This is a genomic window from Streptococcus sp. ELY_86 (genome assembly GCF_058314495.1).
This window is the reverse complement of the sequence record NZ_JBZFUK010000002.1, coordinates 272,793-296,369: the sequence shown is the minus strand read 5'-3', so window position 1 is coordinate 296,369 and position 23,577 is coordinate 272,793. Positions and strand designations below refer to the sequence as shown.

The 23,577-nt window shown below is 43.8% G+C and carries 20 protein-coding genes and 1 riboswitch; of the genes, 19 read left to right on the top strand and 1 reads right to left on the bottom strand.

From position 1 onward, the window contains the following. Positions 1 to 7 precede the first annotated feature (7 nt). The gene (locus AC4HAN_RS04385; RefSeq protein WP_491091379.1) at positions 8 to 460 is read right to left on the bottom strand and encodes a GtrA family protein; all 453 of its coding nucleotides are present in this window, start codon (positions 458 to 460) and stop codon (positions 8 to 10) included. A 28-nt stretch (positions 461 to 488) separates the two neighbouring features. After that, positions 489 to 584, top strand: a riboswitch (PreQ1 riboswitch). Here AC4HAN_RS04385 and AC4HAN_RS04380 point away from each other — a divergent pair. The 19 genes from AC4HAN_RS04380 to murA all read left to right on the top strand — a co-directional run bounded on the left by AC4HAN_RS04380 (position 582) and on the right by murA (position 23,560). After that, on the top strand, positions 582 to 1,094 hold the full coding sequence (locus tag AC4HAN_RS04380; protein ID WP_075346169.1) for a QueT transporter family protein: 513 nt from the start codon (positions 582 to 584) through the stop codon (positions 1,092 to 1,094). Its footprint overlaps the riboswitch before it by 3 nt. Positions 1,095 to 1,272: 178 nt before the next feature. Continuing rightward, entirely contained in the window at positions 1,273 to 3,231 is a 1,959-nt protein-coding gene (ligA, locus tag AC4HAN_RS04375) for an NAD-dependent DNA ligase LigA (RefSeq protein ID WP_491091378.1), read from the top strand. A gap of 13 nt (positions 3,232 to 3,244) precedes the next feature. After that, positions 3,245 to 4,288, top strand: a complete 1,044-nt coding sequence (locus AC4HAN_RS04370) for a diacylglycerol kinase family lipid kinase (protein WP_491091377.1) — start codon at positions 3,245 to 3,247, stop codon at positions 4,286 to 4,288. 14 nt (positions 4,289 to 4,302) lie between these two features. After that, the gene (gene pulA / locus AC4HAN_RS04365) at positions 4,303 to 6,516 is read left to right on the top strand and encodes a type I pullulanase (protein ID WP_491091376.1); all 2,214 of its coding nucleotides are present in this window, start codon (positions 4,303 to 4,305) and stop codon (positions 6,514 to 6,516) included. A 185-nt stretch (positions 6,517 to 6,701) separates the two neighbouring features. Beyond that, the gene (gene glgB, locus AC4HAN_RS04360; protein WP_491091375.1) at positions 6,702 to 8,588 is read left to right on the top strand and encodes a 1,4-alpha-glucan branching protein GlgB; all 1,887 of its coding nucleotides are present in this window, start codon (positions 6,702 to 6,704) and stop codon (positions 8,586 to 8,588) included. Between the two features lie 23 nt (positions 8,589 to 8,611). Beyond that, positions 8,612 to 9,751 carry a glucose-1-phosphate adenylyltransferase gene (locus AC4HAN_RS04355; RefSeq protein ID WP_491091374.1) on the top strand — a complete coding sequence of 380 codons (1,140 nt, stop codon included), beginning with the start codon at positions 8,612 to 8,614 and terminating at the stop codon, positions 9,749 to 9,751. Then, entirely contained in the window at positions 9,741 to 10,871 is a 1,131-nt protein-coding gene (gene glgD / locus AC4HAN_RS04350) for a glucose-1-phosphate adenylyltransferase subunit GlgD (protein ID WP_491091373.1), read from the top strand. Before AC4HAN_RS04355 ends, glgD begins: the two co-directional genes overlap by 11 nt. Next, positions 10,871 to 12,304 (top strand): glycogen synthase GlgA, encoded by a 1,434-nt coding sequence (glgA, locus tag AC4HAN_RS04345; protein WP_491091372.1) that lies wholly within the window; start codon positions 10,871 to 10,873, stop codon positions 12,302 to 12,304. Before glgD ends, glgA begins: the two co-directional genes overlap by 1 nt. Positions 12,305 to 12,499: 195 nt before the next feature. Then, positions 12,500 to 14,896, top strand: a complete 2,397-nt coding sequence (locus AC4HAN_RS04340; protein ID WP_491091371.1) for a glycogen/starch/alpha-glucan phosphorylase — start codon at positions 12,500 to 12,502, stop codon at positions 14,894 to 14,896. 271 nt (positions 14,897 to 15,167) lie between these two features. Continuing rightward, the gene (locus tag AC4HAN_RS04335) at positions 15,168 to 15,368 is read left to right on the top strand and encodes a F0F1 ATP synthase subunit C (RefSeq protein WP_491091370.1); all 201 of its coding nucleotides are present in this window, start codon (positions 15,168 to 15,170) and stop codon (positions 15,366 to 15,368) included. 40 nt (positions 15,369 to 15,408) lie between these two features. After that, positions 15,409 to 16,113: a F0F1 ATP synthase subunit A gene (gene atpB / locus AC4HAN_RS04330; protein ID WP_491091369.1), complete on the top strand. Its 705-nt coding sequence runs from the start codon at positions 15,409 to 15,411 to the stop codon at positions 16,111 to 16,113. 13 nt (positions 16,114 to 16,126) lie between these two features. Continuing rightward, the gene (gene atpF / locus AC4HAN_RS04325) at positions 16,127 to 16,621 is read left to right on the top strand and encodes a F0F1 ATP synthase subunit B (protein WP_491091368.1); all 495 of its coding nucleotides are present in this window, start codon (positions 16,127 to 16,129) and stop codon (positions 16,619 to 16,621) included. Further along, on the top strand, positions 16,621 to 17,157 hold the full coding sequence (locus AC4HAN_RS04320) for a F0F1 ATP synthase subunit delta (protein ID WP_491091367.1): 537 nt from the start codon (positions 16,621 to 16,623) through the stop codon (positions 17,155 to 17,157). The genes atpF and AC4HAN_RS04320 overlap by 1 nt, the downstream gene beginning before the upstream one ends. Positions 17,158 to 17,172: 15 nt before the next feature. Further along, positions 17,173 to 18,678 (top strand): F0F1 ATP synthase subunit alpha, encoded by a 1,506-nt coding sequence (gene atpA / locus AC4HAN_RS04315; RefSeq protein WP_491091366.1) that lies wholly within the window; start codon positions 17,173 to 17,175, stop codon positions 18,676 to 18,678. A gap of 17 nt (positions 18,679 to 18,695) precedes the next feature. Continuing rightward, entirely contained in the window at positions 18,696 to 19,574 is an 879-nt protein-coding gene (locus AC4HAN_RS04310; RefSeq protein WP_491091365.1) for a F0F1 ATP synthase subunit gamma, read from the top strand. 375 nt (positions 19,575 to 19,949) lie between these two features. Further along, a complete protein-coding gene (gene atpD / locus AC4HAN_RS04305) occupies positions 19,950 to 21,356 on the top strand; it encodes a F0F1 ATP synthase subunit beta (protein WP_491091364.1) in 1,407 nt (468 codons plus the stop codon). Positions 21,357 to 21,368: 12 nt separating this feature from the next. Beyond that, on the top strand, positions 21,369 to 21,785 hold the full coding sequence (locus AC4HAN_RS04300) for a F0F1 ATP synthase subunit epsilon (protein WP_027975684.1): 417 nt from the start codon (positions 21,369 to 21,371) through the stop codon (positions 21,783 to 21,785). A 210-nt stretch (positions 21,786 to 21,995) separates the two neighbouring features. Continuing rightward, positions 21,996 to 22,229 carry a DUF1146 family protein gene (locus AC4HAN_RS04295; RefSeq protein WP_491091363.1) on the top strand — a complete coding sequence of 78 codons (234 nt, stop codon included), beginning with the start codon at positions 21,996 to 21,998 and terminating at the stop codon, positions 22,227 to 22,229. 65 nt (positions 22,230 to 22,294) lie between these two features. Further along, positions 22,295 to 23,560, top strand: a complete 1,266-nt coding sequence (gene murA / locus AC4HAN_RS04290; protein WP_491091362.1) for a UDP-N-acetylglucosamine 1-carboxyvinyltransferase — start codon at positions 22,295 to 22,297, stop codon at positions 23,558 to 23,560. Positions 23,561 to 23,577: the final 17 nt, after the last annotated feature.

Sequence of the window (23,577 nt, the reverse complement as noted above, 5' to 3'; positions counted from 1 at the left end):
CTGCTTTTTATTTTTTATTTTTGAAAATAAAAAATTTACTGATGACATAGTTGGTTACCATGATTAAGACCTGACCGATCAAAGTAGCAATGGCATTAACCCAATCCATGTTCTGGTTTACAAACTGGCCGATAATGCCTGGGAATTGGTCAACTAACAGATAAGCTAGACCAATGTCTAAAAACAGGGTTGACAGCCGAGCTATGAAAAACTTAGCAAAACGTTTCTTCCAGCCCTGCCTTGCCTGACTGAAAACATAGGTATCGTTAACTGCAAAGGCAAAGACAATAGCCAAGACATTGGCGATTGTCGCTGTCAGAGCAGCATTTTTCAAAATAGGATAGATCCCAATACGAAGAACAGCATAAAAGATAGTTGTTAGAACCCCTGCAACCAAATATTTAAAAACTTCGTGCTGGGTAACCTTTTTTACAAAATTGTTAGTCAATATTTTTTTCATAAACTTACTATATCAAAAAAAGCAAAAATATGCTATACTGATTAGGCTGCTCAGCAGCCCTTGGTGCTTTTTCCCTTTCACCAAGCATATTATAAACGGGACAACCGTCAAAGGAGAAATAATGAAACAATTAACTGTTCGTGATTTAAGCCATATTGCTATTGTGGCAGCTGTATACGTGGTGCTGACTGCCACACCGCCTCTCAATGCTCTGTCATACGGCGGCATACAGTTTCGTTTGGCTGAGATGCTTTATTTTTTGGCTTTTTTCAATCCTAAATACATTATTGCTGTAACGCTGGGCTGTATGATTGCCAATGCCATGGGCACAATTGGTCTGGTGGATGTTTTTGTTGGCGGCGGCTCAACCCTTATTTTTGTCAGCTTAGGCGTTATTCTTTTTGCCAAATACAAAGATGCCTATCTTTTTAAAGGGTTCATCAACAAAGCCTTCTTTTATTTTGCCATCTTTTTTTCCTTGTCTATGTTTACCATTGCAGCAGAATTAAAGGTGATCTTTAATACGCCTTTTTGGATAACCTGGCTGACAACAGCTCTGGGAGAATTTGCTTCCCTGCTTATCGGTGCACTGGTGATTGACCGAGCTGGCAAACACATTGATTTTACTAAGTAATTTCAGGAACTAAGCAGATTTAAACTGCTGCAGAAAGACCATATATTTAGAATCCGGGATATCTTTATCTCGGGTTCTTTTTTAGCTGTTCGCAGCTTTGACTTTTTTCAAGGCTGCGTTTTTATTTTCTGATTTAAAAATTAAGGAAAGCCGCTGAAAATATGGTAAAATAGAAGTTATGAAAGAACGTATGAATGAGCTGGTTCAACTGCTGAACCAATACGCTAAGGAATACTATACCAAAGACAATCCCAGTGTTTCGGATGCCGAGTATGATAAACTCTATCGGGAATTGGCCGAGCTGGAAAAAAAATACCCTGAGGACATACTGCCTGACAGCCCAACTCACCGTGTGGGAGGACCTGTTTTAGAAGGGTTTGAAAAGTATCAGCATGAGTACCCTCTTTTTTCTTTGCAGGATGCCTTTTCCCGTGAGGAACTGGATGCTTTCGATCAGCGGGTAAAAACAGAATTTCCCCAAGCTGAATATTTAGCAGAATTGAAAATTGACGGTCTCTCCATTTCTTTGACCTATGTTGATGGTACTCTTCAGGTCGGCGCTACCAGAGGAGACGGGACGGTCGGTGAAAATATCACAGAAAATTTAAAGCGCGTGCAGGATATCCCCTTGCATCTGCCTCAGCCTATCAATCTGACCGTCAGAGGGGAGTGCTATCTGCCCAAGGCTTCCTTTGAAAGCATTAATGCTGAGCGCCGGGAAAACGGAGAAACGGAATTTGCCAATCCCCGCAATGCTGCAGCAGGAACCCTGCGGCAGCTGGATACACGGGTTGTGGCGAAGCGCAGGTTAGCCAGCTTTATTTATCAGGAAGCAGGACCGACTGCTATTGAAAGTCAGGAAGAAGTACTGGAGAGCTTTGCGCAGCTGGGCTTCACTGTCAATCCGCGGCATATCGTATCCTCATCAATGGATGATATCTGGCGGTTTATTGAGACTGTTGCCGAGGAACGTTCGCAGCTAGCTTACGATATTGATGGCATTGTCATTAAGGTCAACAGTTTAGCCATGCAGGAGGAATTAGGCTTTACCGTCAAGGCACCGCGATGGGCTATTGCCTATAAATTTCCGGCGGAGGAAAAAGAAGCCGAAATTTTATCGGTCGATTGGACAGTCGGCCGAACCGGTGTTGTGACGCCGACAGCCAATCTGACGCCAGTGCAGCTGGCAGGAACAACGGTCAGCCGAGCAACCCTGCACAATGTTGACTATATTGCTGACAAAGATATTCGGATTGGTGATACAGTCGTTGTCTATAAGGCAGGCGATATTATTCCGGCGGTTTTGCATGTTGTCCAATCTAAGCGCGATAAGCAGGAAGTCATGCCGATTCCTAATCTGTGTCCGTCCTGCCAAAGCGGGCTGATTCATTTTGAGGATGAGGTGGCACTGAGATGTGTCAATCCTCGCTGCCCTGCCCAGCTCAAGGAAAAGCTGATTCATTTTGCCAGCCGCAATGCCATGAATATTGCAGGACTCGGTCCGGCAATTGTCGAGAAGCTCTTTACAGCAGATCTGATCCATGACGTCGCTGATATTTATCAGCTGACCCCTGAAGATTTGCTGACGCTCGAAGGTATTAAAGAGAAATCAGCCAATAAACTCTATGATGCTATTCAGGCTTCCAAAGGCAATTCGGCTGAGAAGCTGCTGTTTGGTCTTGGAATCCGTCATGTCGGCAGTAAGGCCAGCCGGCTCTTGCTGGAAAAATTTGAAACTATTCCGCAGCTGGCTGCGGCAGATTTTGAGGATATTGCCGGTATTGACGGTCTCGGAACGGTTATTGCCCAGTCGCTGAAAACGTATTTTGCGACCAGCGGTGCGCAGAAACTGTTGGCTGAATTAAAAGCATCAGGACTGAATTTGTCCTATCTCGGTCAGCGGGTGTCAAATGACGCAGCTTTATCAGGCTTGACGGTTGTTTTGACAGGAAAGCTGGAAAAGCTGACCCGCAATCAAGCCAAGGAAAAACTGCAGAATCTTGGCGCTAACGTTGCCGGCAGTGTTTCTAAAAAAACCAGTTTGGTGGTGGCAGGAAGCGACGCCGGTTCAAAATTAGACAAGGCCAGAAGTTTAGGCATTGAGATCAAAGATGAGGCTTGGTTAGAAAGTCTGTGAAAGGAGAAGAAATATGGTAAGAAAACGCAAACGTGCACGTTTGATTTATAATCCGACCTCTGGTCAGGAAATCATGAAAAAAAATGTAGCAGATGTTTTGGACCTTTTGGAAGGTTTCGGCTATGAAACCAGCGCCTTTCAAACAACTCCTGAGCCGGATTCTGCCAAAACTGAGGCTAGGCGTGCTGCTGTGGCAGGCTTTGACCTTGTCATTGCAGCAGGCGGAGACGGGACAATCAATGAAGTTGTCAGTGGTATTGCTCCCTTGAAACGGCGTCCTAAGATGGCCATTATTCCCACCGGTACGACCAATGATTTTGCGCGGGCACTTAAGATTCCCCGCGGCAATCCGGTTGAGGCAGCCAAACTGATCGGCAAAAATCAGACGGTTCACATGGATATCGGTCAGGCTTACAAAGATAAATACTTTATCAATATTGCAGCAGCGGGCAGTTTGACCGAATTAACCTACAGTGTACCCAGCCAGTTAAAAACGATGTTTGGTTACTTGGCTTATTTGGTCAAAGGGGCTGAACTGCTGCCGCGTGTCCGCAATGTTCCTGTCAAGGTATTTCATGATCACGGTGTTTTTGAAGGCGAGGCGTCAATGATTTTTGTGGCCTTGACCAACTCGGTCGGCGGCTTTGAAACCATTGCTCCGGATGCTAAATTGGACGATGGCAATTTTACTTTGATATTGGTGAAGACGGCTAATCTTTTTGAATTGACTGATCTGATCCGGCTTGTCCTGACCGGCGGCCGCCATATCAATCATAAAAAGATCGAATACATCAAAACGAGCTATCTGAAAATCATTCCTCAGGGCAATCCTCCTAAGAGAATGATGATTAATCTTGACGGCGAATACGGCGGCGATGCACCAATTGAACTGCGCAATCTGAATAATCATATTGAGTTTTTCGCCAATACAGACGAGATTTCCGATGATGCGATTACGCTTGATACAGAAGAACTGGTATTAGAAGCAATTGCTCAGAAATTTGCTAGGGAAGCAGAAAATTTAGATGGGCTGGACAAGTCAGAGGAGACAAATTAGTTAGGCAGGAATACATGAAAAATGTTGTAGTTGTACACTACCACAGCAATAAAGGACGTTATTTTGATTTCAGCATGTGGCAATGGTTAGAAGGCCAAACGGGAAAGGACGCTTCCTTTTCCCGTTTTGACAGTTTTGGAATCGTCGGCAGTCTTACCTATGAATCAGAGTCTTTTCAAAATCAAGTCTATTTGATTGTCAAAAACGCAGATTGGTCCGTCAAGACACCCGATTTTAAGATTGACTGCCAGCCGGGCTTGCTTAAAACGGAGGTTTGGATTGTTGAAGGCGACGGCACCCTTTATTATTCCAGACAGGCTGCTGTTACCAGCCATGCTTACCGTCGGCGCCAACCGCATGCTTTTGATATGGCTGTTAACAGCAAACGTTTTGATCAAGAGTGGGGCTTTCAGGGCTGGCTGGGTTTTTCTTACCAACAAGAAGCTACTGAATTTCGCCTCTGGGCGCCAACTGCCATGAGGGTTGAGCTGATTCTTTACAGTGCAACCACAGAAAATGCCAGTGTCAGCCAGGTCATCAGCATGAATCGCGGGGACAGCAGAACTCCCGCTGATCATAGGACAAATACGCAAGGGGTTTGGTTCCTAAAAGTAGAAGGAGATCTGAACTTTCAGGCCTACTGTTATCGTGTTTATTACCGAAAACGGACATTCAGAGATACCAGAGACCCTTATTCGATTGCAGCGACAGCAGACGGCAGACGTTCTGTTGTTGTTGCAGACAGCGACTTGCAGCCTGAAGGATTTGCAGTTAAGCAGGGGAAAGATGCTGTCTGGCGCCTCAGCAACCCCAATAAAGCAGTTATCTCGGAAATGCATATCAGGGATTTTTCCAAATCTGAAACATCAGGTGTTCAGCCGGAAAATCGCGGAAAATTTCTAGGTGCCTTTGAAACAGGAACGACAAATCGGTACGGCGATGCGACTGCCTTTGACTATCTTAAACGTTTGGGGATTAATTATGTTCAGCTGCAGCCGGTCTTCGATCACCACCAAACGCTTGAGTCAGACGGGTCTTATGCCTATAACTGGGGCTATGATCCGGAAAATTATAATGTTCCCGAGGCCAGTTTTGCCAGCAATCCGCAGGCACCGACAACGCGAATTCTTGAACTGAAGCAGCTGATCCAGGCTTATCATGATGCCGGAATCGGTGTCATCATGGATGTTGTCTACAACCATACGTATTCCAATTCAGATTCGGCCTTTCAGCTGGCAGTGCCGGATTATTACTATCGAATGAATCGTGACGGTTCCTTTCAAAACGGCTCCGGCTGCGGCAATGAAACGGCCAGCGAAAAGGAAATGTTCCGAAAATACATGATTGATTCAGTTCTTTATTGGATAGAGGCTTATAATATTGACGGCTTTCGTTTCGATCTGATGGGTCTCCACGATGTGGAAACCATGAATGCTATCAGGCAGGCTGTAGATGAGATTGACCCCAATATCCTGCTTTATGGCGAAGGATGGGATATGGGAGTGGGGCTCATGCCTGAAAATAAAGCTAAAAAAGGCAATGCTCACCAAATGCCTCGTATCGGTTTCTTTAATGACGATGTCAGAAATGCCATCAAAGGTGCTGAGATTTACGGAGACTTCAAACGAGGTTTTGTTTCCGGAGAAGCAACCGAATACGAATTGGCTAAAGGAATGCTGGGAAGCGATGAGCTGGCACCCTATCTGGCTCCCGATCAGGTGCTTAACTATGTGGAAGCACATGACAACTATAATCTTAATGACCTTCTTTTGGAGCTGCACCCTGAAGATGACAAAGACAGTCATATTAAGCGGGTAGAGCTTGCTATTAGCCTGGGCATTCTCATGCAGGGAATGGTCTTTATGCAGCTGGGGCAGGAATTTCTGCGGACGAAGCTGCTTGCGACAGGTCCTGACGGAGAGCTGACTGCTGCAGACAAAGAGCGGGCTATGAACAGTTACAATGCACCTGATGCGGTCAATCAGATTAACTGGGATCAGGTTACTCTGCATAAATCAACGGTTGATTTTGTAAAAAATCTGATTTATTTGAAAACGCAGGAAACTGCCTTTTCATATCAGAGCTTTGAAGATATTCGCAAACATGTCTATGTAGCATCAGCAGATTACGGTTCAGGATTGGTCACTGTCAATGTCAGCGGCGCCGGTAAGGTGTTCCAATTAGATTTTAATGCAAATGAGAAAAAGACTGAAATTCATATGACATAGAATGAAAAGTATGCTATAATATGAGTAAAGATATAGATAGCGCTTTCATATTAAGTCATTAATTTGAAAATTTGATAGCTGTGGTCCTTGAATTAAAAAATAATCCAAGTTTTTGCTTGGATTATTTTTGTTTTATTTAGGCAGGTTTATCTTATTTTTACGAACAAACTAGAGGAGGTGGTCGAATGGATGAAAAAGAGGCACTGAGAACATTCGGAACGGGTGAAAATTTTCATGCGCAGCATTATTTCGGCTTTCATGAAACTGAAAAAGACGGTGTTAAAGGGTATGTCTTTAGGGTCTGGGCACCCAATGCTGAAGATCTTCATTTGATCGGTGATTTTACAGGGTGGTTTGACAATCCTCTGCAAATGCAAAAAAATGAGGCAGGTGTTTGGGAGGTATTTACAGATTTACCTAAAGAAGGCCACATCTATAAATATCTGGTGACGCGTCAGGGCGGACAGATTGTTGAAAAGATTGACCCTTTTGCCGTTTATCTGGAAGAACGTCCGGGCACCGGAACAGTAATCAGGAATATTCCTGAGAAGAAATGGAAGGACGGGCTGTGGCTGGGCCGCCGCAAACGTCTGGGATTCTTTAAGCGTCCGGTTAGTATTTATGAAGTTCATGCAGGCTCATGGAAACAAAATGAGGACGGAACTCCTTACACTTTTGATCAATTAAAAGACGAGCTGGTTCCTTATCTGGTCAAGATGAACTATACGCATGTTGAATTCATGCCGCTGATGGCGCACCCTCTGGGAATGAGCTGGGGCTATCAGCTCATGGGCTTCTTTGCTTTTGAACATACCTACGGAACACCGGAGCAGTTCCAAGATTTTGTTGAAGCCTGCCACTTAAACAATATTGGCGTTATTGTCGACTGGGTACCGGGGCATTTTACGATTAACGACGATGCTTTGGCTTATTTCGACGGGACTCCGACTTTTGAATACCAAGATCATGACAGAGCGCACAACTACCGCTGGGGAGCTTTGAATTTTGACCTTGGAAAAAATCAGGTGCAGTCTTTCCTTATTTCCAGTGCTAAATTCTGGATAGATTTTTATCATATTGACGGTATCCGGGTTGATGCTGTCAGCAATATGCTTTATCTGGATTATGATGAGGGACCTTGGCAGCCAAACCAAGAAGGCGGAAACCGCAATTTGGAAGGCTACTACTTCCTGCAGCGCTTAAACACTGTGCTTAAGCTGGCTCATCCGGATGTCATGATGATTGCCGAAGAATCAACGGCCATGACCAAGATTACAGGCCGCCGCGAAGAAGGCGGTTTAGGGTTTGACTACAAATGGAATATGGGCTGGATGAATGATATTCTTAAATTCTACGAGGAAGACCCTATCTACCGCAAATATGATTTTAATCTGGTAACGTTCAGTTTCATGTATCTCTTTTCGGAAAACTTCATTCTTCCGTTCTCGCATGACGAGGTTGTTCACGGAAAGAAAAGTCTGATGCACAAGATGTGGGGAGACCGCTATAATCAATTTGCAGGATTGCGCAGCCTCTATACTTATCAAATGTGCCATCCTGGCAAAAAACTGCTGTTTATGGGCAGTGAATACGGCCAATTTTTGGAATGGAAATACGACCAAGAATTGGAGTGGGGCAATCTGGAAGAAGAAGACCAGTTAAACGTGAAACTGCAGGCTTTTACAAGCAAGCTCAATCAATTTTATAAGGATCATAAAGCTCTTTGGCAGGTTGATACGAGTTATGACGGCTTGGAAATTATTGATGCGGATAATGTCGATCAAAGTGTCCTGTCTTTCATCCGTAAAAACGAGAAAGGAGATATGCTGGTTTGCGTCTTTAATATGGCTCCTGTGGAACGCAAAGATTTTACTATAGGTGTGCCAGTTGCCGGTATCTATGAGGAAATCTGGAATACAGAACTTGAAGAATTCGGCGGCGTCTGGAAAGAGCATAATGAAACTGTCAAGACCCAAAAGGATTTGTGGAAAGACTATGAAAATACGCTCAGTTTCACCCTGCCGGCTCTGGGAGCAAGTATCTGGAAAATTAAACGTCGTTTGAAAAAATAAAACTATTTGGGAAGGAAATTCACATGAAGAATGAAATGTTAGCTTTGATCCTCGCAGGAGGACAAGGGACACGTCTGGGCAAATTGACACAAAGTATTGCAAAGCCTGCTGTTCAATTTGGGGGACGTTACCGTATTATTGATTTTGCGCTGTCAAACTGTGCTAACTCAGGAATTAATAATGTTGGTGTGATTACCCAGTACCAGCCGCTGGCTCTTAACAATCATATCGGAAATGGATCAAGTTGGGGTCTTGACGGCATTGACTCTGGGACAACAGTTCTTCAGCCATATTCTGCAACAGAAGGAAACCGTTGGTTCCAAGGAACCAGTCACGCCATCTATCAAAATATCGACTATATCGACAGCATTGATCCTGAATACGTGCTGATTTTGTCAGGAGACCATATCTATAAGATGGATTATGATGATATGCTTCAGACCCATAAAGACAATATGGCCAGTTTGACGGTAGCTGTTATTGATGTTCCGCTTAAGGAAGCCAGCCGTTTTGGTATCATGAATACTGACTCAAATGACCGTATCGTTGAGTTTGAGGAAAAACCAAAAGAACCAAAATCAACCAAGGCTTCAATGGGAATTTACATCTTTAATTGGGAACGTCTGCGGACCATGCTTGTCGATGCTGAGAAAAATAATATTGACATGTCCGACTTTGGTCAAAATGTTATTCCTGCCTATCTTGAATCAGGTGAACGCGTTTATACCTACAATTTCAAAGGCTATTGGAAAGATGTTGGGACAATCGAATCTCTCTGGGAAGCCAATATGGAATACATCGGAGAAGACAATGAGCTTCACAGCCGTGATCGCTCCTGGAAAATTTATTCCAGAAACTTGATTGCACCGCCTAACTTCATTACTGATGAAGCAGATGTTAAAGATTCACTGGTTGTGGATGGCTGCTTTGTATCCGGTAAGGTTGAACACTCGATTTTATCAACCAATGTTCAGGTAAGGGAAGGCGCTGAAATCAAGGATTCCTTCATCATGAGCGGCGCTGTTATTGGTGAAGGTGCCAAAATTACACGCGCTATTATCGGTGAAGGTGCTAAAATCGGTGAAGGCGTTGAAGTTGACGGAACAGATGAAGTTCAGGTTATTGGTTACAATGAAGTAGTGGGGGTTCCAAATGAAGATTGATAAATATTCTGCAATTTTAGGCAGCGCTATTGGCTTTCCCGAAATGGAAGGGCTGACAGATACACGTCCTTTGGCAAACCTGCCTTTTGACGGCAAATACCGTTTGATTGACTTTCAGCTATCAAATTTAGCTAATGCAGGGATTCGCAGTATTTATGGTATTTTCCGCGGACAAAATATCCGTTCCATTTTTGACCATATCAGAAGCGGCCGCGAATGGGGCTTAAACACTCTTTTGAGCCACTATTTCCTAGGATTTTACAATACCAGAGAAGACAGCATCTATGCAGACAAAGATTACTATGATCAGATTTTGACTTATCTGAAGCGTTCAGGTTCTGATCAGACCATCTACATGTCCTGCGATATCCTGTGCAACCTTGATCTGCAGCAGGTCATTCATCTGCACAATGCCAATAAGCGCAATATCACGGTTGTTTATAAGAAACTGCCTGTTGACATTATTTCTAAGGCCAATGATATTTTGGAAATTGATGAAACAGACACTGTTACCGGCCGTCACGACAGCCATGTCGGTCATGAATTTGAAAAAATGTCTGCTGGTATTTACATTGTCAATACCCCTTGGCTGATTGAGCAGATGGAAAAAGAAAATGAAAAGGAAAATCCTCTCAATCTTCGTTTCTTGCTTCGTGATTTGACGGTTTCAGAAAGAGCTTTGGCCTTTGAATATACTGGCTATCTGGCCAATATTTCATCAGTCAAATCCTATTACGATGCCAATATGGATATGCTGGATTCTCAAAAATTTTATTCTCTTCTTTATTCTAATCAGAAGGTCTACACCAAGGTTAAAAATGAAGAAGCAACCTATTTTGCAGCCAGCTCAACTGTGAAAAATGCCCAATTTGCTTCGGGCAGTATTGTCAAAGGCACGGTAGAGCATTCGATTATTTCGCGGAATTGCTATATTGCGGATAATTCCAGAGTTGCAAACAGCATTGTTTTTCCTAAGGTGACTATCGGCGAAGGGGCTGTGGTTGAAAATGCTATTTTGGACAAAAATGTCAAGATTGCGCCGGGAGTAACGGTTCGCGGAACAGCAGATAAACCGGTTGTTATAGCAAAAGCAAGCGAAATTGTTGAGGATATAGTTTGATGAAAATTTTATTTGTAGCAGCAGAAGGTGCTCCTTTTGCAAAGACTGGCGGATTAGGCGATGTCATCGGGGCATTGCCTAAATCCCTTGTTAAAAATGGGAATGAAGTCAGTGTCATCCTTCCCTATTATGATGCTGTTGACGCCAAATTCGGCGAGGAAATAAAGGATCTGTTTTACTTCTTTACCAATGTGGGCTGGCGCCGTGAATACGTGGGCATCAAACACATTTTTAAAGATGGTGTTAATTTTTATTTTGTTGATAACAAGCATTATTTCTACCGCGGCCAAATCTACGGAGAATTTGACGACGGTGAACGCTTTGCCTATTTCCAATTAGCTGCTTTGGAAGCAATGGAAAAGATTGACTTTATTCCTGATGTTCTCCATGTGCATGATTATCATACCGGCATGATTCCGTATCTGCTCAAGGAAAAATACCATTGGATCAATGCCTATCAGGGAATTAAGACTGTTTTCACCATTCACAATATTGAATTTCAAGGTCAGTTTAATCCTGCTATGCTGGGAGAACTCTTTGGTGTCGGCGATGAGCGCTACCGTGATGGAACGCTGCGCTGGAATGACTGCTTGAATTGGATGAAAGCAGCCGTTCTTTATGCTGACCGTGTCACAACGGTGTCACCAAGTTACGCCAAAGAAATTATGACGCCTGAATTCGGCAAGGGGCTCGATCAGATTATGCGGATGGAATCAGGCAAGCTGAGCGGTGTTGTCAATGGTATTGACACTGACTTGCTTGATCCGGAGACAGATCCGCATTTGACAGCTCATTTTTCAAAAGATGATTTGTCAGGCAAGGCTAAAAACAAGGCAGCACTGCAGGAACGTGTCGGGCTGCCAGTGCGTGATGATGTGCCTTTAATTGGTATTGTTTCCCGTCTGACAGACCAAAAAGGTTTCAATCTGGTTGTCGATGAACTTAACACCATCATGCAGCTGGATTTGCAGATTGTGCTTCTGGGAACAGGTTATGCTGATTTTGAAAATGCTTTTTCATGGTTCAGCTATGCTTACCCGGAAAAAATCTCCGCTAATATCACTTTTGATTTAGAGTTGGCTCAGCAGATTTACGCTGCCAGCGACCTTTTCTTGATGCCCAGTGCTTTTGAGCCGTGCGGCCTGTCGCAGATGATGGCCATGCGTTACGGTACGCTGCCTCTGGTACATGAAGTAGGCGGACTTCGGGATACTGTTATTCCTTATAATGAATTTGAAAAAACGGGTACTGGTTTTGGTTTCCAAGACTTTTCAGGCTATTGGCTGACCAAAACACTTGAGACTGCGCTGGATGTTTATTATAATAAGAAGGAAGACTGGAAAATTTTGCAGCAAAATGCGATGAGCATGGATTTCTCTTGGGATACGGCCAGTCAGGCTTATGAAGATCTCTACAAGGAAATAGCAAAATAAAAAAATAAGGCAGCTGTCTGCAGGAGCAGTCATTTGCCTATTGGGATTCAGTGCTGTTCTGCCGGCTTGGATTGACAAGGTCTGTTCAAACCGGCAGCAGTTTGCTGTCTGCTCTCAGTTCAAAGAACAGCAGTCAGACTGTCAGCAAAAGCACAAATCCCGACAGTTTTAGCAGTCTCTTACGAAAGGAAAAAAATGCAACTAACAAAAGAAAAATTCATCCGTGATTTCAAAGATACTCTGCACGAAGAGCAGCTGATTAAGGTACCTGATGCCACCCCGACAGAACTTTTCAGTTCTTTGGCAAAGGTTATCCGTAAATATTACACACCGCTTTGGCTGGAGCGAAACCGTAAAATTTCAGAAAACCATCAAAAAGTAGCTTACTATTTTTCAATTGAGTTTCTTCCTGGCCGGATGCTTGAAACCAATCTGCTGAATCTGGGCATTCTTGATACCGTTAAAGAAGGTTTTGCCGATTTAGGGATCAATTTCAAAGATGTTAAAAATGCTGAGTATGACATGGCTCTGGGGAACGGCGGCTTGGGACGTTTAGCAGCAGCTTTTATGGATTCGCTGGCAACAACCGGCTATCCCGGCTTTGGCAACGGACTTCGCTACCAATACGGCTTGTTCAAACAGCGCATTGTCAACGGCTATCAAACAGAGCTGCCTGACGCTTGGTTTGGCTCTGTCGGCAATGTCTGGGAAACCCGCAAAGATCATGATGCCGTTGAAGTTAAACTCTTTGGCAATGTGCATCTGCAGGCCAATGAAGAAGGACGTATCGTTCCTGCCTATGACGGTGCCCAGGTGCTTCGTGCCGTGCCTTACGACGTTCCGCAGATTGGTTTTGGCAATGACAATATCAACAATCTTCGCCTTTGGGATGTTGAAATTCCTGAAGAATATGAACTCAATTACCCGACCTTGGAAGACCGCCGGCGGGTGAAAAATATCACAGCCATTCTTTACCCGGATGATTCTGATTATCAAGGAAAAGAGCTGCGTTTAATTCAAGAGTACTTCATGACCAGCGCCGGATTGCAAACTATCATTAAATCATATCTGAAACAAGGGCGGCCCTTAGAGCGGATTCACGAAAAGATTTCTGTTCATATCAATGATACCCATCCGGCTGTTGCACCGGCTGAGTTTATGCGCCTTTTGGTTGATGATTACGGTTTAGAATGGGATCAGGCCTGGGAAACGACGGTACAAACCATGAGTTATACCAATCACACCATTCTTTCAGAAGCTTTGGAAAAATGGGATGCCGGACTGTTCAAAAATGTTCTGCCGCGTGTCTATCAGATTATTCTTGAAATCGACAACCGCTTTGTTGCCAGTCTGGCGCAAAAAGGTATTGATCCGCATATTATTGAAAATACCCGCATTGTCAAAGACAATCAGATTTATATGGCCAATCTTGCCATTATCGGCGGACATTCCGTAAATGGTGTAGCAAAACTGCATACGGAGCTGCTTAAAGAAGATACTCTGCATGACTTTTATACACTTTACCCGGGCAAATTTAATAATAAGACCAATGGTATTGTTCAACGCCGCTGGACACAGATTGCGGCACCTGAATTGTCGGCAGCGATTGATGAGGCAATCGGCAATGGCTGGCGTACAGACATTCATGAACTGAGAAAACTTAATGATTTTGCTGATGATAAAGAGGTTCTTAACGCTTTCTACCGCGTTAAGCAGGATTCAAAGGTGAAGCTGGCTGCCTATATCAAAGAAACAACCGGCATTGACGTATCAACTGATGCTATCTTTGATGTTCAGGTCAAGCGGCTCCATGCTTACAAGCGTCAGCTGCTCAATGTTCTGCATATTGTCAAGCTTTACTGGGATTTAAAGGATAATCCGGATCTTGACCTTGTGCCTCGTGTCTTTATTTTTGGTGCCAAGGCAGCACCAGGCTATCATTTTGCTAAATCTGTCATTAAGATTATCAATGAGCTGGCCAATCTTATCAATAATGATGACTCTCTTCAAGGAAAGCTCAAAGTTGTCTTTCTGGAGAACTACAATGTCAGTCTGGCAGAGCTGATTATTCCGGCTGCTAATGTTTCTGAACAGATTTCACTGGCTTCAAAAGAAGCATCAGGAACATCCAATATGAAATTCATGATGACCGGAAGTATTACGCTGGCAACACTTGACGGGGCGAATATTGAAATAAAAGACGAAGTCGGTGATGATAACATTGTTATCTTTGGGATGAATAAGGACGATGTTTACCGCCACTATCGCAATCATGATTATTATTCGCGCGGTGTTTACGAGTCTAATCCAGTTATTAAGCGCGTGGTGGACACCTTTATCAATGGCACCATTCCAAACAGCCAAAGTGAGGGAACGGAAATTTATGAAGCGCTCATTACCCATAATGATGAGTACTTCCTGCTTGAGGATTTTACTTCTTATGTGGAAGCGCAGGAAAAAATCGATGCTCTCTATCGCGACCGTGAAGGCTGGGCTCGCATGAGTCTGCGTAACATTGCTAATTCTGATAAATTTACTTCTGATGACACCATCACAGAGTATGCAAAAGACATTTGGCAGTTAGAAAAATAAGCCTTCCCAAAGAGGGCGGGACAGCAAATTCTAAAAACATAGAATTTGCTCCCGTTCTCTTTTTTTTGCTGCTAATTTGATCTGGCAAAATCAGCAAGTTTATTAGGACCTTATAGCCCTGTTTGGCTTCTTTTTTGTGGCTGAAAAAAGATGCTGGGAAAGGCTTAAATTTAAAGGTCAAGAAAGCGCAAACAATTTCTTGTTTTCGTTGACAAACACTGAAAATAGGAATACACTAAACAAGTAAAAAAATTTAAAAGGAGAATTCAAAATGAATTTAGGTATTATGGCTCTTGGTTTAGCCTGTTTTGGTGCTAGTTTGGCAGAAGGTTACTTGGTTGCTAACTTGTTTAAAGCAGCAGCTCGTCAGCCTGAAATTATCGGTCAGTTAAGAACTCTTATGATCATGGGTGTTGCCTTTATTGAAGGTACTTTCTTCGTTACCCTTGCCATGACACTTATTCTTAAATAAAGGGTTTGTGTCCTGCCTATTTAGAAAAGGGGGGAGTTAGTTGGAATCAAACACACCTACAATTAGTATTGGACCGGTAACATTTGATCTGACCCTGCTTGCCATGTCTCTTTTGACAGTTTTTGCTGTCTTTGGATTTGTTTTTTGGGCGAGCCGCTGCATGGCGCTAAAACCCAAAGGCAGGCAAAATGTCTTGGAGTACCTTTATGACTTTGTAACAGGAATTGCTAAAACAAACCTGGGTGAAGAAAATGGAAAACGCTACTCACTTTTCTTGTTTACCTTGTTCACTTTCGTCGCTTTTGCCAACAATCTCGGATTGATGAGCAGGATTGAAACCAGTGAGTATAATTTATGGACATCGCCGACTTCTAATATGATGTATGATTTTGGTCTCGCCTTTTTTGTGACCATTATTGTCCATGCCGAAGGTATCAGACGCCGCGGGATAAAAAACTATTTGAAAGCTTTTGTTACCCCTATCGGAATGACACCGATGAATTTATTGGAAGAAGTCACTAATTTAGCTTCTCTTGCTTTGCGTCTTTACGGCAATATTTATGCAGGGGAAGTTGTCATGGGTCTTATTTTAAAAATGGTTGATGTCAGTGTTTTTATTGCTCCTGTTGCCTTTGTTCTTAATTTGGTTTGGACGGCTTTTTCTGTCTTTATTTCCTGTCTGCAGGGTTATGTTTTTACCCTGCTGACGTCTATGTATTTGAGTAAAAAGGTCAATGGAGAGTAAGAAAGGAGAATAAATGTCGGTATCAGTTGGTCAATTTATCGGAAATTTTATTATTGTTACAGGATCTTTTGTTCTTCTGTTTGTTCTTCTCAGGAAGTTCGCCTGGTCTCAAATTATGGCTGTTTTTCAGGCTCGGGAAGACAAGATTGCAAAAGATATTGACGATGCCCAAAGTGCACGTCAGCATGCTCAGACTCTAGAGAATAAGCGTCAGGCTGAACTTAATCAAGCCAAGGATGAAGCTGTCCAAATTATTGAAAATGCCAAAGAAACAGGCAAAGCTCAGGAAGCTAAGATTGTTACAGAAGCCCATGAAGAGGTCAGCCGCCTCAAAGATAAGGCAAATCAGGATATCGCCAGCAGCAAGGCAGAAGCACTGTCAAGTGTCAAAGCAGATGTTGCTGATCTCAGTGTTCTTTTGGCTGAAAAAATCATGGTAAAAAGTCTCGATAAAACAGCTCAGAGCGAATTGATTGACAGCTATTTAGACAAATTGGGAGATGCCTAATGGATAAAAAAACGCAGGCTTTAACAGAAACTTATGCAAAGAGTCTCGCGGATGTGGCTATTGAAAAAAAGGCGACAGCGGCTGTTTATGATGATGTTAAAGCCATTTTAACCGTCCTTGATGATAAAGCAGTGCAGAACTTTTTAGCCGGCACAGCTGTCAGCCTGTCTGAAAAGGCGCGTTTGGTCAGGTTGTTTCAAGAGTCTTGTTCAGATTACATGAAAAATTTTCTTGAGATAATTCTGCAAAATGAGCGTCAAAGTTTGCTCAAGCCGATTATGGAAGAAGTTTTAACAGAACTCAGTCTCAAAACGCAAACCTTTGATGTTGAGGTGACAGCAGCTGTTGCTCTGTCAGACAGCCAAAAAGAACGGTTAGTGCAGCTGGCTGAAAAGAAATTTGATTTGACTAAGCGGGATCTCATTGAACAAATTGATGAAGATGTCATTGGCGGTTTTATCCTCAAGGCGAATAATAAAGTAATTGACACTAGTATTCGCAGCCAATTACAAGAATTAAAAATGAATTTGAAATAGAAAGTGGTGTGATTTTTGGCAATTAACGCACAAGAAATTAGCGCTTTAATTAAAAAGCAAATTGAAAACTTCCAGCCAAATTTTGATGTCACAGAGACTGGTGTTGTTACTTATGTCGGTGATGGTATTGCCCGTGCCAGAGGCTTGGATAATGCCATGAGCGGTGAGCTGCTTGAATTTGGCAATGGAACTTTTGGGATGGCGCAAAATCTGGAATCAAATGATGTAGGGATCATTATTCTCGGTAACTTTGACAGTATTCGCGAAGGCGACACGGTTAAGCGTACCGGCAAGATTATGGAAGTGCCTGTTGGTGAGGCTCTCATCGGCCGTGTGGTTAATCCGCTTGGTCAGCCTGTTGACGGGCTGGGAGAAATAGCAACAGATGCTACCCGTCCTGTTGAAACGCCGGCTCCCGGTGTCATGCAGCGTCAGTCCGTCTCTGAGCCCTTGCAAACAGGGATTAAGGCTATCGATGCTTTAGTGCCGATCGGCCGCGGTCAGCGTGAATTGATTATCGGTGATCGGCAGACAGGTAAAACATCAATTGCCATTGATACCATTATCAATCAAAAAGGGCAGGATATGATTTGCATCTATGTTGCCATCGGTCAAAAAGAGTCTACTGTCCGCAGTCAGGTAGAAATTCTCCGTAAATACGGAGCCCTTGATTACACGATTGTTGTCACAGCCTCTGCGTCACAGCCCTCACCTCTGCTGTACATCGCGCCTTATGCAGGTGTTGCCATGGCAGAAGAATTTATGTACAAGGGCAAGCATGCTTTAATTGTTTATGATGACTTATCAAAACAAGCGGTTGCTTATCGTGAACTCTCGCTTCTTTTGCGGCGTCCGCCGGGACGTGAAGCCTATCCGGGTGATGTTTTCTACCTTCACAGCCGGCTTTTGGAACGTTCGGCCAAACTGTCAGATGAGTTGGGCGGCGGGTCTGTAACGGCTCTGCCCTTCATTGAAACACAGGCAGGGGACATTTCGGCCTATATCGCAACGAATGTGATTTCAATTACGGACGGTCAGATTTTCCTTCAGGAAAACCTCTTTAATTCAGGGATTCGGCCGGCTATCGATGCGGGATCTTCGGTATCGCGTGTCGGCGGCTCTGCCCAAATTAAAGCCATGAAAAAGGTAGCCGGAACGCTGCGTCTGGATCTTGCTTCTTATCGTGAACTTGAAGCCTTTACACAGTTTGGTTCTGATTTGGATTCTGCAACACAGGCTAAGCTCAATCGTGGCCGCCGTACGGTAGAAGTGCTTAAACAAGGCCTCCATAAACCTTTGGCAGTTGAAAAGCAAGTGCTCGTTCTCTATGCTCTGACACACGGTTTCTTGGACAGTGTCCCTGTCAATGATATTTTGACCTTCCAAGATAATATGTTTGATTATTTCGATTCACATTACAGTGATATTTTTGACACCATTCGCACGACCAAAGATCTTCCGGAAGAATCGGTTTTGGACAAGGCTATTCAAAGCTTCAAAGATCAGTCACAATTTAGTTAGTACAGGAGGGATCTAATATGGCAGGCTCTCTTAGTGAAATTAAAGTGAGAATTTCGTCAACGCAAAAGACCGGGAAAATTACCAGCGCCATGAAGATGGTCTCTTCTGCCAAATTGGTTAAATCGGAACAGGCGGCTAAGAATTTTCAAGTTTATGCTTCTAAAATTCGCCAGATTACAACAGATTTGCTGCATTCTGATTTGACCACAGGCTCGACTAATCCCATGCTGATTTCACGGCCGATTAAAAAAACAGCTTATATCGTGATTACTTCTGATAAGGGCTTGGTTGGTGCTTACAATTCAACCATTCTCAAGGCTGTCATGGATACTATCAAGGATTATCATCCGGATAAGAGCGACTATACCATCATTTCTATTGGCGGAATGGGCTCTGATTTTTTCAAGGCCCGCAATTTTCCAGTTGCCTTTGAACTGCGCGGATTGGAAGACAACCCGAGCTTTGAGGAAGTTAACCGGATTATCTCAAAGTCGGTTGAAATGTACAAAAATGAAATCTTTGATGAACTCTATGTCTGTTACACCCACCACATCAACAGTTTGACCAGTCAGGTGCGTGTTGAAAAAATGCTTCCTATTTCAGATTTAGATGCAGATGAAGCGAGCGAAGGCAATGTTACAGGATTTGAATTAGAACCCAATCGGGAAGCTATTTTGGAACAGCTTTTGCCCCAATATGCTGAAAGTCTGATTTACGGTGCCATTATTGATGCTAAGACAGCAGAGCATGCAGCAGGCATGACAGCTATGCAGACAGCAACAGACAATGCTGACAAGGTGATCGAAGATTTGACCAAATTATACAATCGTGTGCGTCAGGCCGCGATTACACAAGAAATTACAGAGATTGTCGCAGGTGCCAACGCCTTAGATTAATCTCTCTGCAAAATAGAACACGGGCTAAAATCCTAGTAAAAAAGATAAACGTTCTTGTGTCTTAGCGACACAGCGTCCGTTTCCTATTTTTATACGGATTTGACACGCCCTTTGCGACACTTCGTTTGGTTAGTCGATCTTACTAAGCAAACGAAGTTAGCGGGAGAGGCAGCCAATTCACAATGGTGATTGGCGTTTGTTATCAAGTGCAAAGCACTTAGATAACAATCTTCTGCCGTATCTTGTTAATTGAACACGGGCTAAAATCCTAGTAAAAAAGATAAACGTCCTTGTGTCTTAACGACACGACGTCCGTTTCCTATTTTTATACGGATTTCTTAACGCCCTTTGTATCTTAAGTTAAAGGAGAAGAAAATGAGCACAGGCAAAATTGCTCAGGTGGTCGGTCCTGTTGTCGATGTTGCATTTGCAGCAGATGATAAACTTCCTGAGATTAATAATGCATTGATTGTTTATAAAGATGGCGATAAAAAACAAAGAATCGTCCTCGAAGTGGCTCTTGAACTTGGCGATGGCCTTGTGCGTACCATTGCCATGGAGTCAACGGACGGTCTGACACGCGGTCTTGAGGTCCTTGACACAGGCCGTGCCATCAGTGTCCCGGTTGGTAAGGAAACGCTGGGCCGTGTCTTTAATGTTCTTGGAGATACAATTGACCTTGACACGCCGTTTCCAGAAGATGCTGAGCGGCAGCCCATTCATAAAAAGGCTCCTTCATTTGATGACCTGTCTACCTCAACTGAAATTTTAGAAACAGGTATCAAGGTAATTGACCTCTTGGCCCCTTATCTTAAAGGCGGGAAGGTCGGCCTCTTTGGCGGTGCCGGGGTCGGCAAGACCGTTTTGATTCAGGAGCTGATTCACAATATTGCCCAAGAGCACGGAGGGATTTCAGTCTTTACCGGTGTGGGTGAACGTACGCGTGAAGGTAATGACCTCTACTGGGAAATGAAGGAATCCGGTGTCATCGAAAAGACTGCCATGGTCTTTGGTCAGATGAATGAACCGCCCGGAGCACGGATGCGGGTTGCTCTTACCGGCCTTACCATCGCCGAATATTTCCGTGATGTTGAAGGTCAGGATGTGCTGCTCTTTATTGATAATATCTTCCGCTTTACTCAAGCGGGTTCTGAAGTTTCAGCCCTCCTTGGCCGTATGCCTTCAGCCGTTGGTTATCAGCCGACATTGGCAACCGAAATGGGGCAGCTGCAGGAACGGATTACATCAACGAAAAAGGGTTCTGTTACCTCTATTCAGGCCATCTATGTGCCTGCCGATGACTACACTGACCCGGCACCGGCAACAGCCTTTGCTCACTTGGACTCAACCACCAATCTTGAACGCCGTCTGACTCAGATGGGGATTTATCCGGCAGTTGACCCTTTGGCATCAAGTTCTCGTGCGCTTTCTCCGGAAATTGTCGGTCAGGAGCACTATGAGGTAGCAACAGAAGTGCAGCATGTGCTGCAGCGCTATCGTGAACTGCAGGACATCATCGCTATTTTGGGGATGGATGAACTGTCTGATGAAGAAAAGACCTTGGTCGGCCGTGCCCGCCGTATTCAATTTTTCCTTTCGCAAAACTTTAACGTTGCGGAACAATTTACCGGTCAGCCCGGTTCTTATGTACCAGTTGCCGAAACAGTCCGCGGCTTTAAAGAAATTCTTGAAGGAAAATACGATGACCTTCCGGAAGATGCCTTCCGCAGTGTCGGCGCTATTGAGGATGTTGTTGAAAAAGCGAAAAAGATGGGCTTTTAATGAGGTGACCAAATGGCAGAAATGACTGTACAAATCGTGACACCTGACGGTTTAAAATACGACCATCATGCTAAATTTATTCTGGTCAAGACGCCCGATGGGGAAATGGGTATCTTAGCTAACCATGAAAATTTGATGGCACCGCTGGAAGTTCACGAAATGAAAATCCGGCGCATTGATGATGATAAGCATGTGGACTGGGTAGCGGTTAATGGCGGCATTATTGAGATTAAGAATAATCTCGTGACCATTGTTGCTGACTCAGCTGAGCGTGAACGTGATATTGATGTGTCTCGGGCCGAACGGGCTAAAATCCGGGCTGAAAAAGAAATCGAAAAAGCTAAAGAAGAACATCGTATTGATGAAGTGCAGCGTGCTCAGGTTGCTCTCAGACGTGCCCTTAACCGTATCAATGTCGGTTCCAAATAACGGATCAAATTCAGAAAGGACAGCTATGGCGGCTGTCTTTTTCGTCTCTCAGCTGATGCAGGAAAATAAGAAACAGCTGCCTGCCGCAGGTGTTGCAGATTTGGCAGGCACTGCAGCGTTCAGCTGTTTTTGCAAGACTTTTAGGTGTCAGTTTGAAAATCTTTATTTTTCTAAGTTCAGTCTCGGCTTCTTTTTTGATATAATAAATTTATGACTATTTTATATAATGCTGTGATGCTGATGAGTCACTTGATTTTTATTGCTATTTTTTATCATTTGCTCATCAACTTATTTGATTGGGGAAAAATAATTAAAAACAGCTCTGAAAATGTGAGCCGTTTAAAATTATTTTTATTATTTGTCAGTATTGCCGTCGGTTATATGACCAGCAGCTTTATCTGGTCCGTGATTTCATTGAGTCAGGACCTCTTTTTTGTGGTTTAATTAATTCGTCTTAACCGTTTATTATGGTATAATGCAAGAATAAAATACAGTGAATGGAGAAATTCGTGGATAAAATTGTTATTGAAGGTGGTAAAACACAGCTTAAGGGTGATGTTATTATTGAAGGGGCTAAAAATGCTGTTTTGCCCCTTTTAGCGGCAGCTATTTTGCCGACAGAAGGACAAACACTGCTGGAAAATGTGCCGATTCTGTCAGATGTGTTTACAATGAATAATGTGGTACGCGGTCTCAATGTCAAAGTGGATTTTGACGAGGCTAACAATCAAGTTTTGCTCGATGCTACAGGAGACATTCTCGATGTGGCGCCTTATGAATATGTCAGCCAAATGCGCGCGTCCATTGTTGTTTTAGGGCCTCTTTTGGCAAGAAACGGTCATGCTAAGGTTTCGATGCCGGGAGGCTGTACAATCGGAAGCCGGCCTATCGATCTGCATCTTAAAGGCTTAGAAGCCATGGGAGCTAAAATCGAGCAGGCAGGCGGTGACATTACAGCCAGCGCCGGCCGTCTGAAAGGCGCTAACATCTACATGGATTTTCCAAGTGTCGGTGCAACACAAAACTTGATGATGGCAGCTACTCTGGCTGAAGGAACAACAATTATTGAAAATGCTGCGCGGGAACCTGAGATTGTTGATTTGGCCAATCTTCTCAATAAAATGGGAGCAAGGGTCATCGGTGCGGGAACTGAAACCCTGACTATTATCGGTGTTGACAGGATGCACGGTGCCAAGCACAGTGTTGTTCAAGACCGGATTGAAGCCGGAACTTTTATGGTGGCAGCTGCCATGACCGGCGGCAATGTCTTAATTAAAGATGCTGTCTGGGAGCATAACCGCCCGCTCATCTCTAAGCTAAGAGAAATGGGAGTAGAGGTCACCGAAGAAGACGAAGGAATCCGTGTAGTCTCTGATGTAGCCAAGTTAAAACCGGTTACTGTTAAGACCATGCCCCATCCCGGTTTCCCGACAGATATGCAGGCTCAGTTTACAGCCTTGATGGCTGTGGTTCAGGGCGAATCAACTATGATTGAAACAGTGTTTGAAAACCGCTTCCAACATTTGGAAGAAATGCGCCGTATGGGCTTAACATCAGAAATTTTGCGGGATACTGCAATGATTCACGGCGGCCGCCGGCTGCAGGGAGCACAGGTAATGTCAACAGATTTACGTGCCAGTGCTGCGCTTATTCTGACCGGTATGGTCGCTGAAGGACGCACCATTGTCGGCAATTTGAATCATTTGGATCGCGGTTACTTCCAATTTCATGAAAAATTAGCCAAATTAGGTGCAAATATTCAACGTGTTACATGAAAAATTAGCCAAATTAG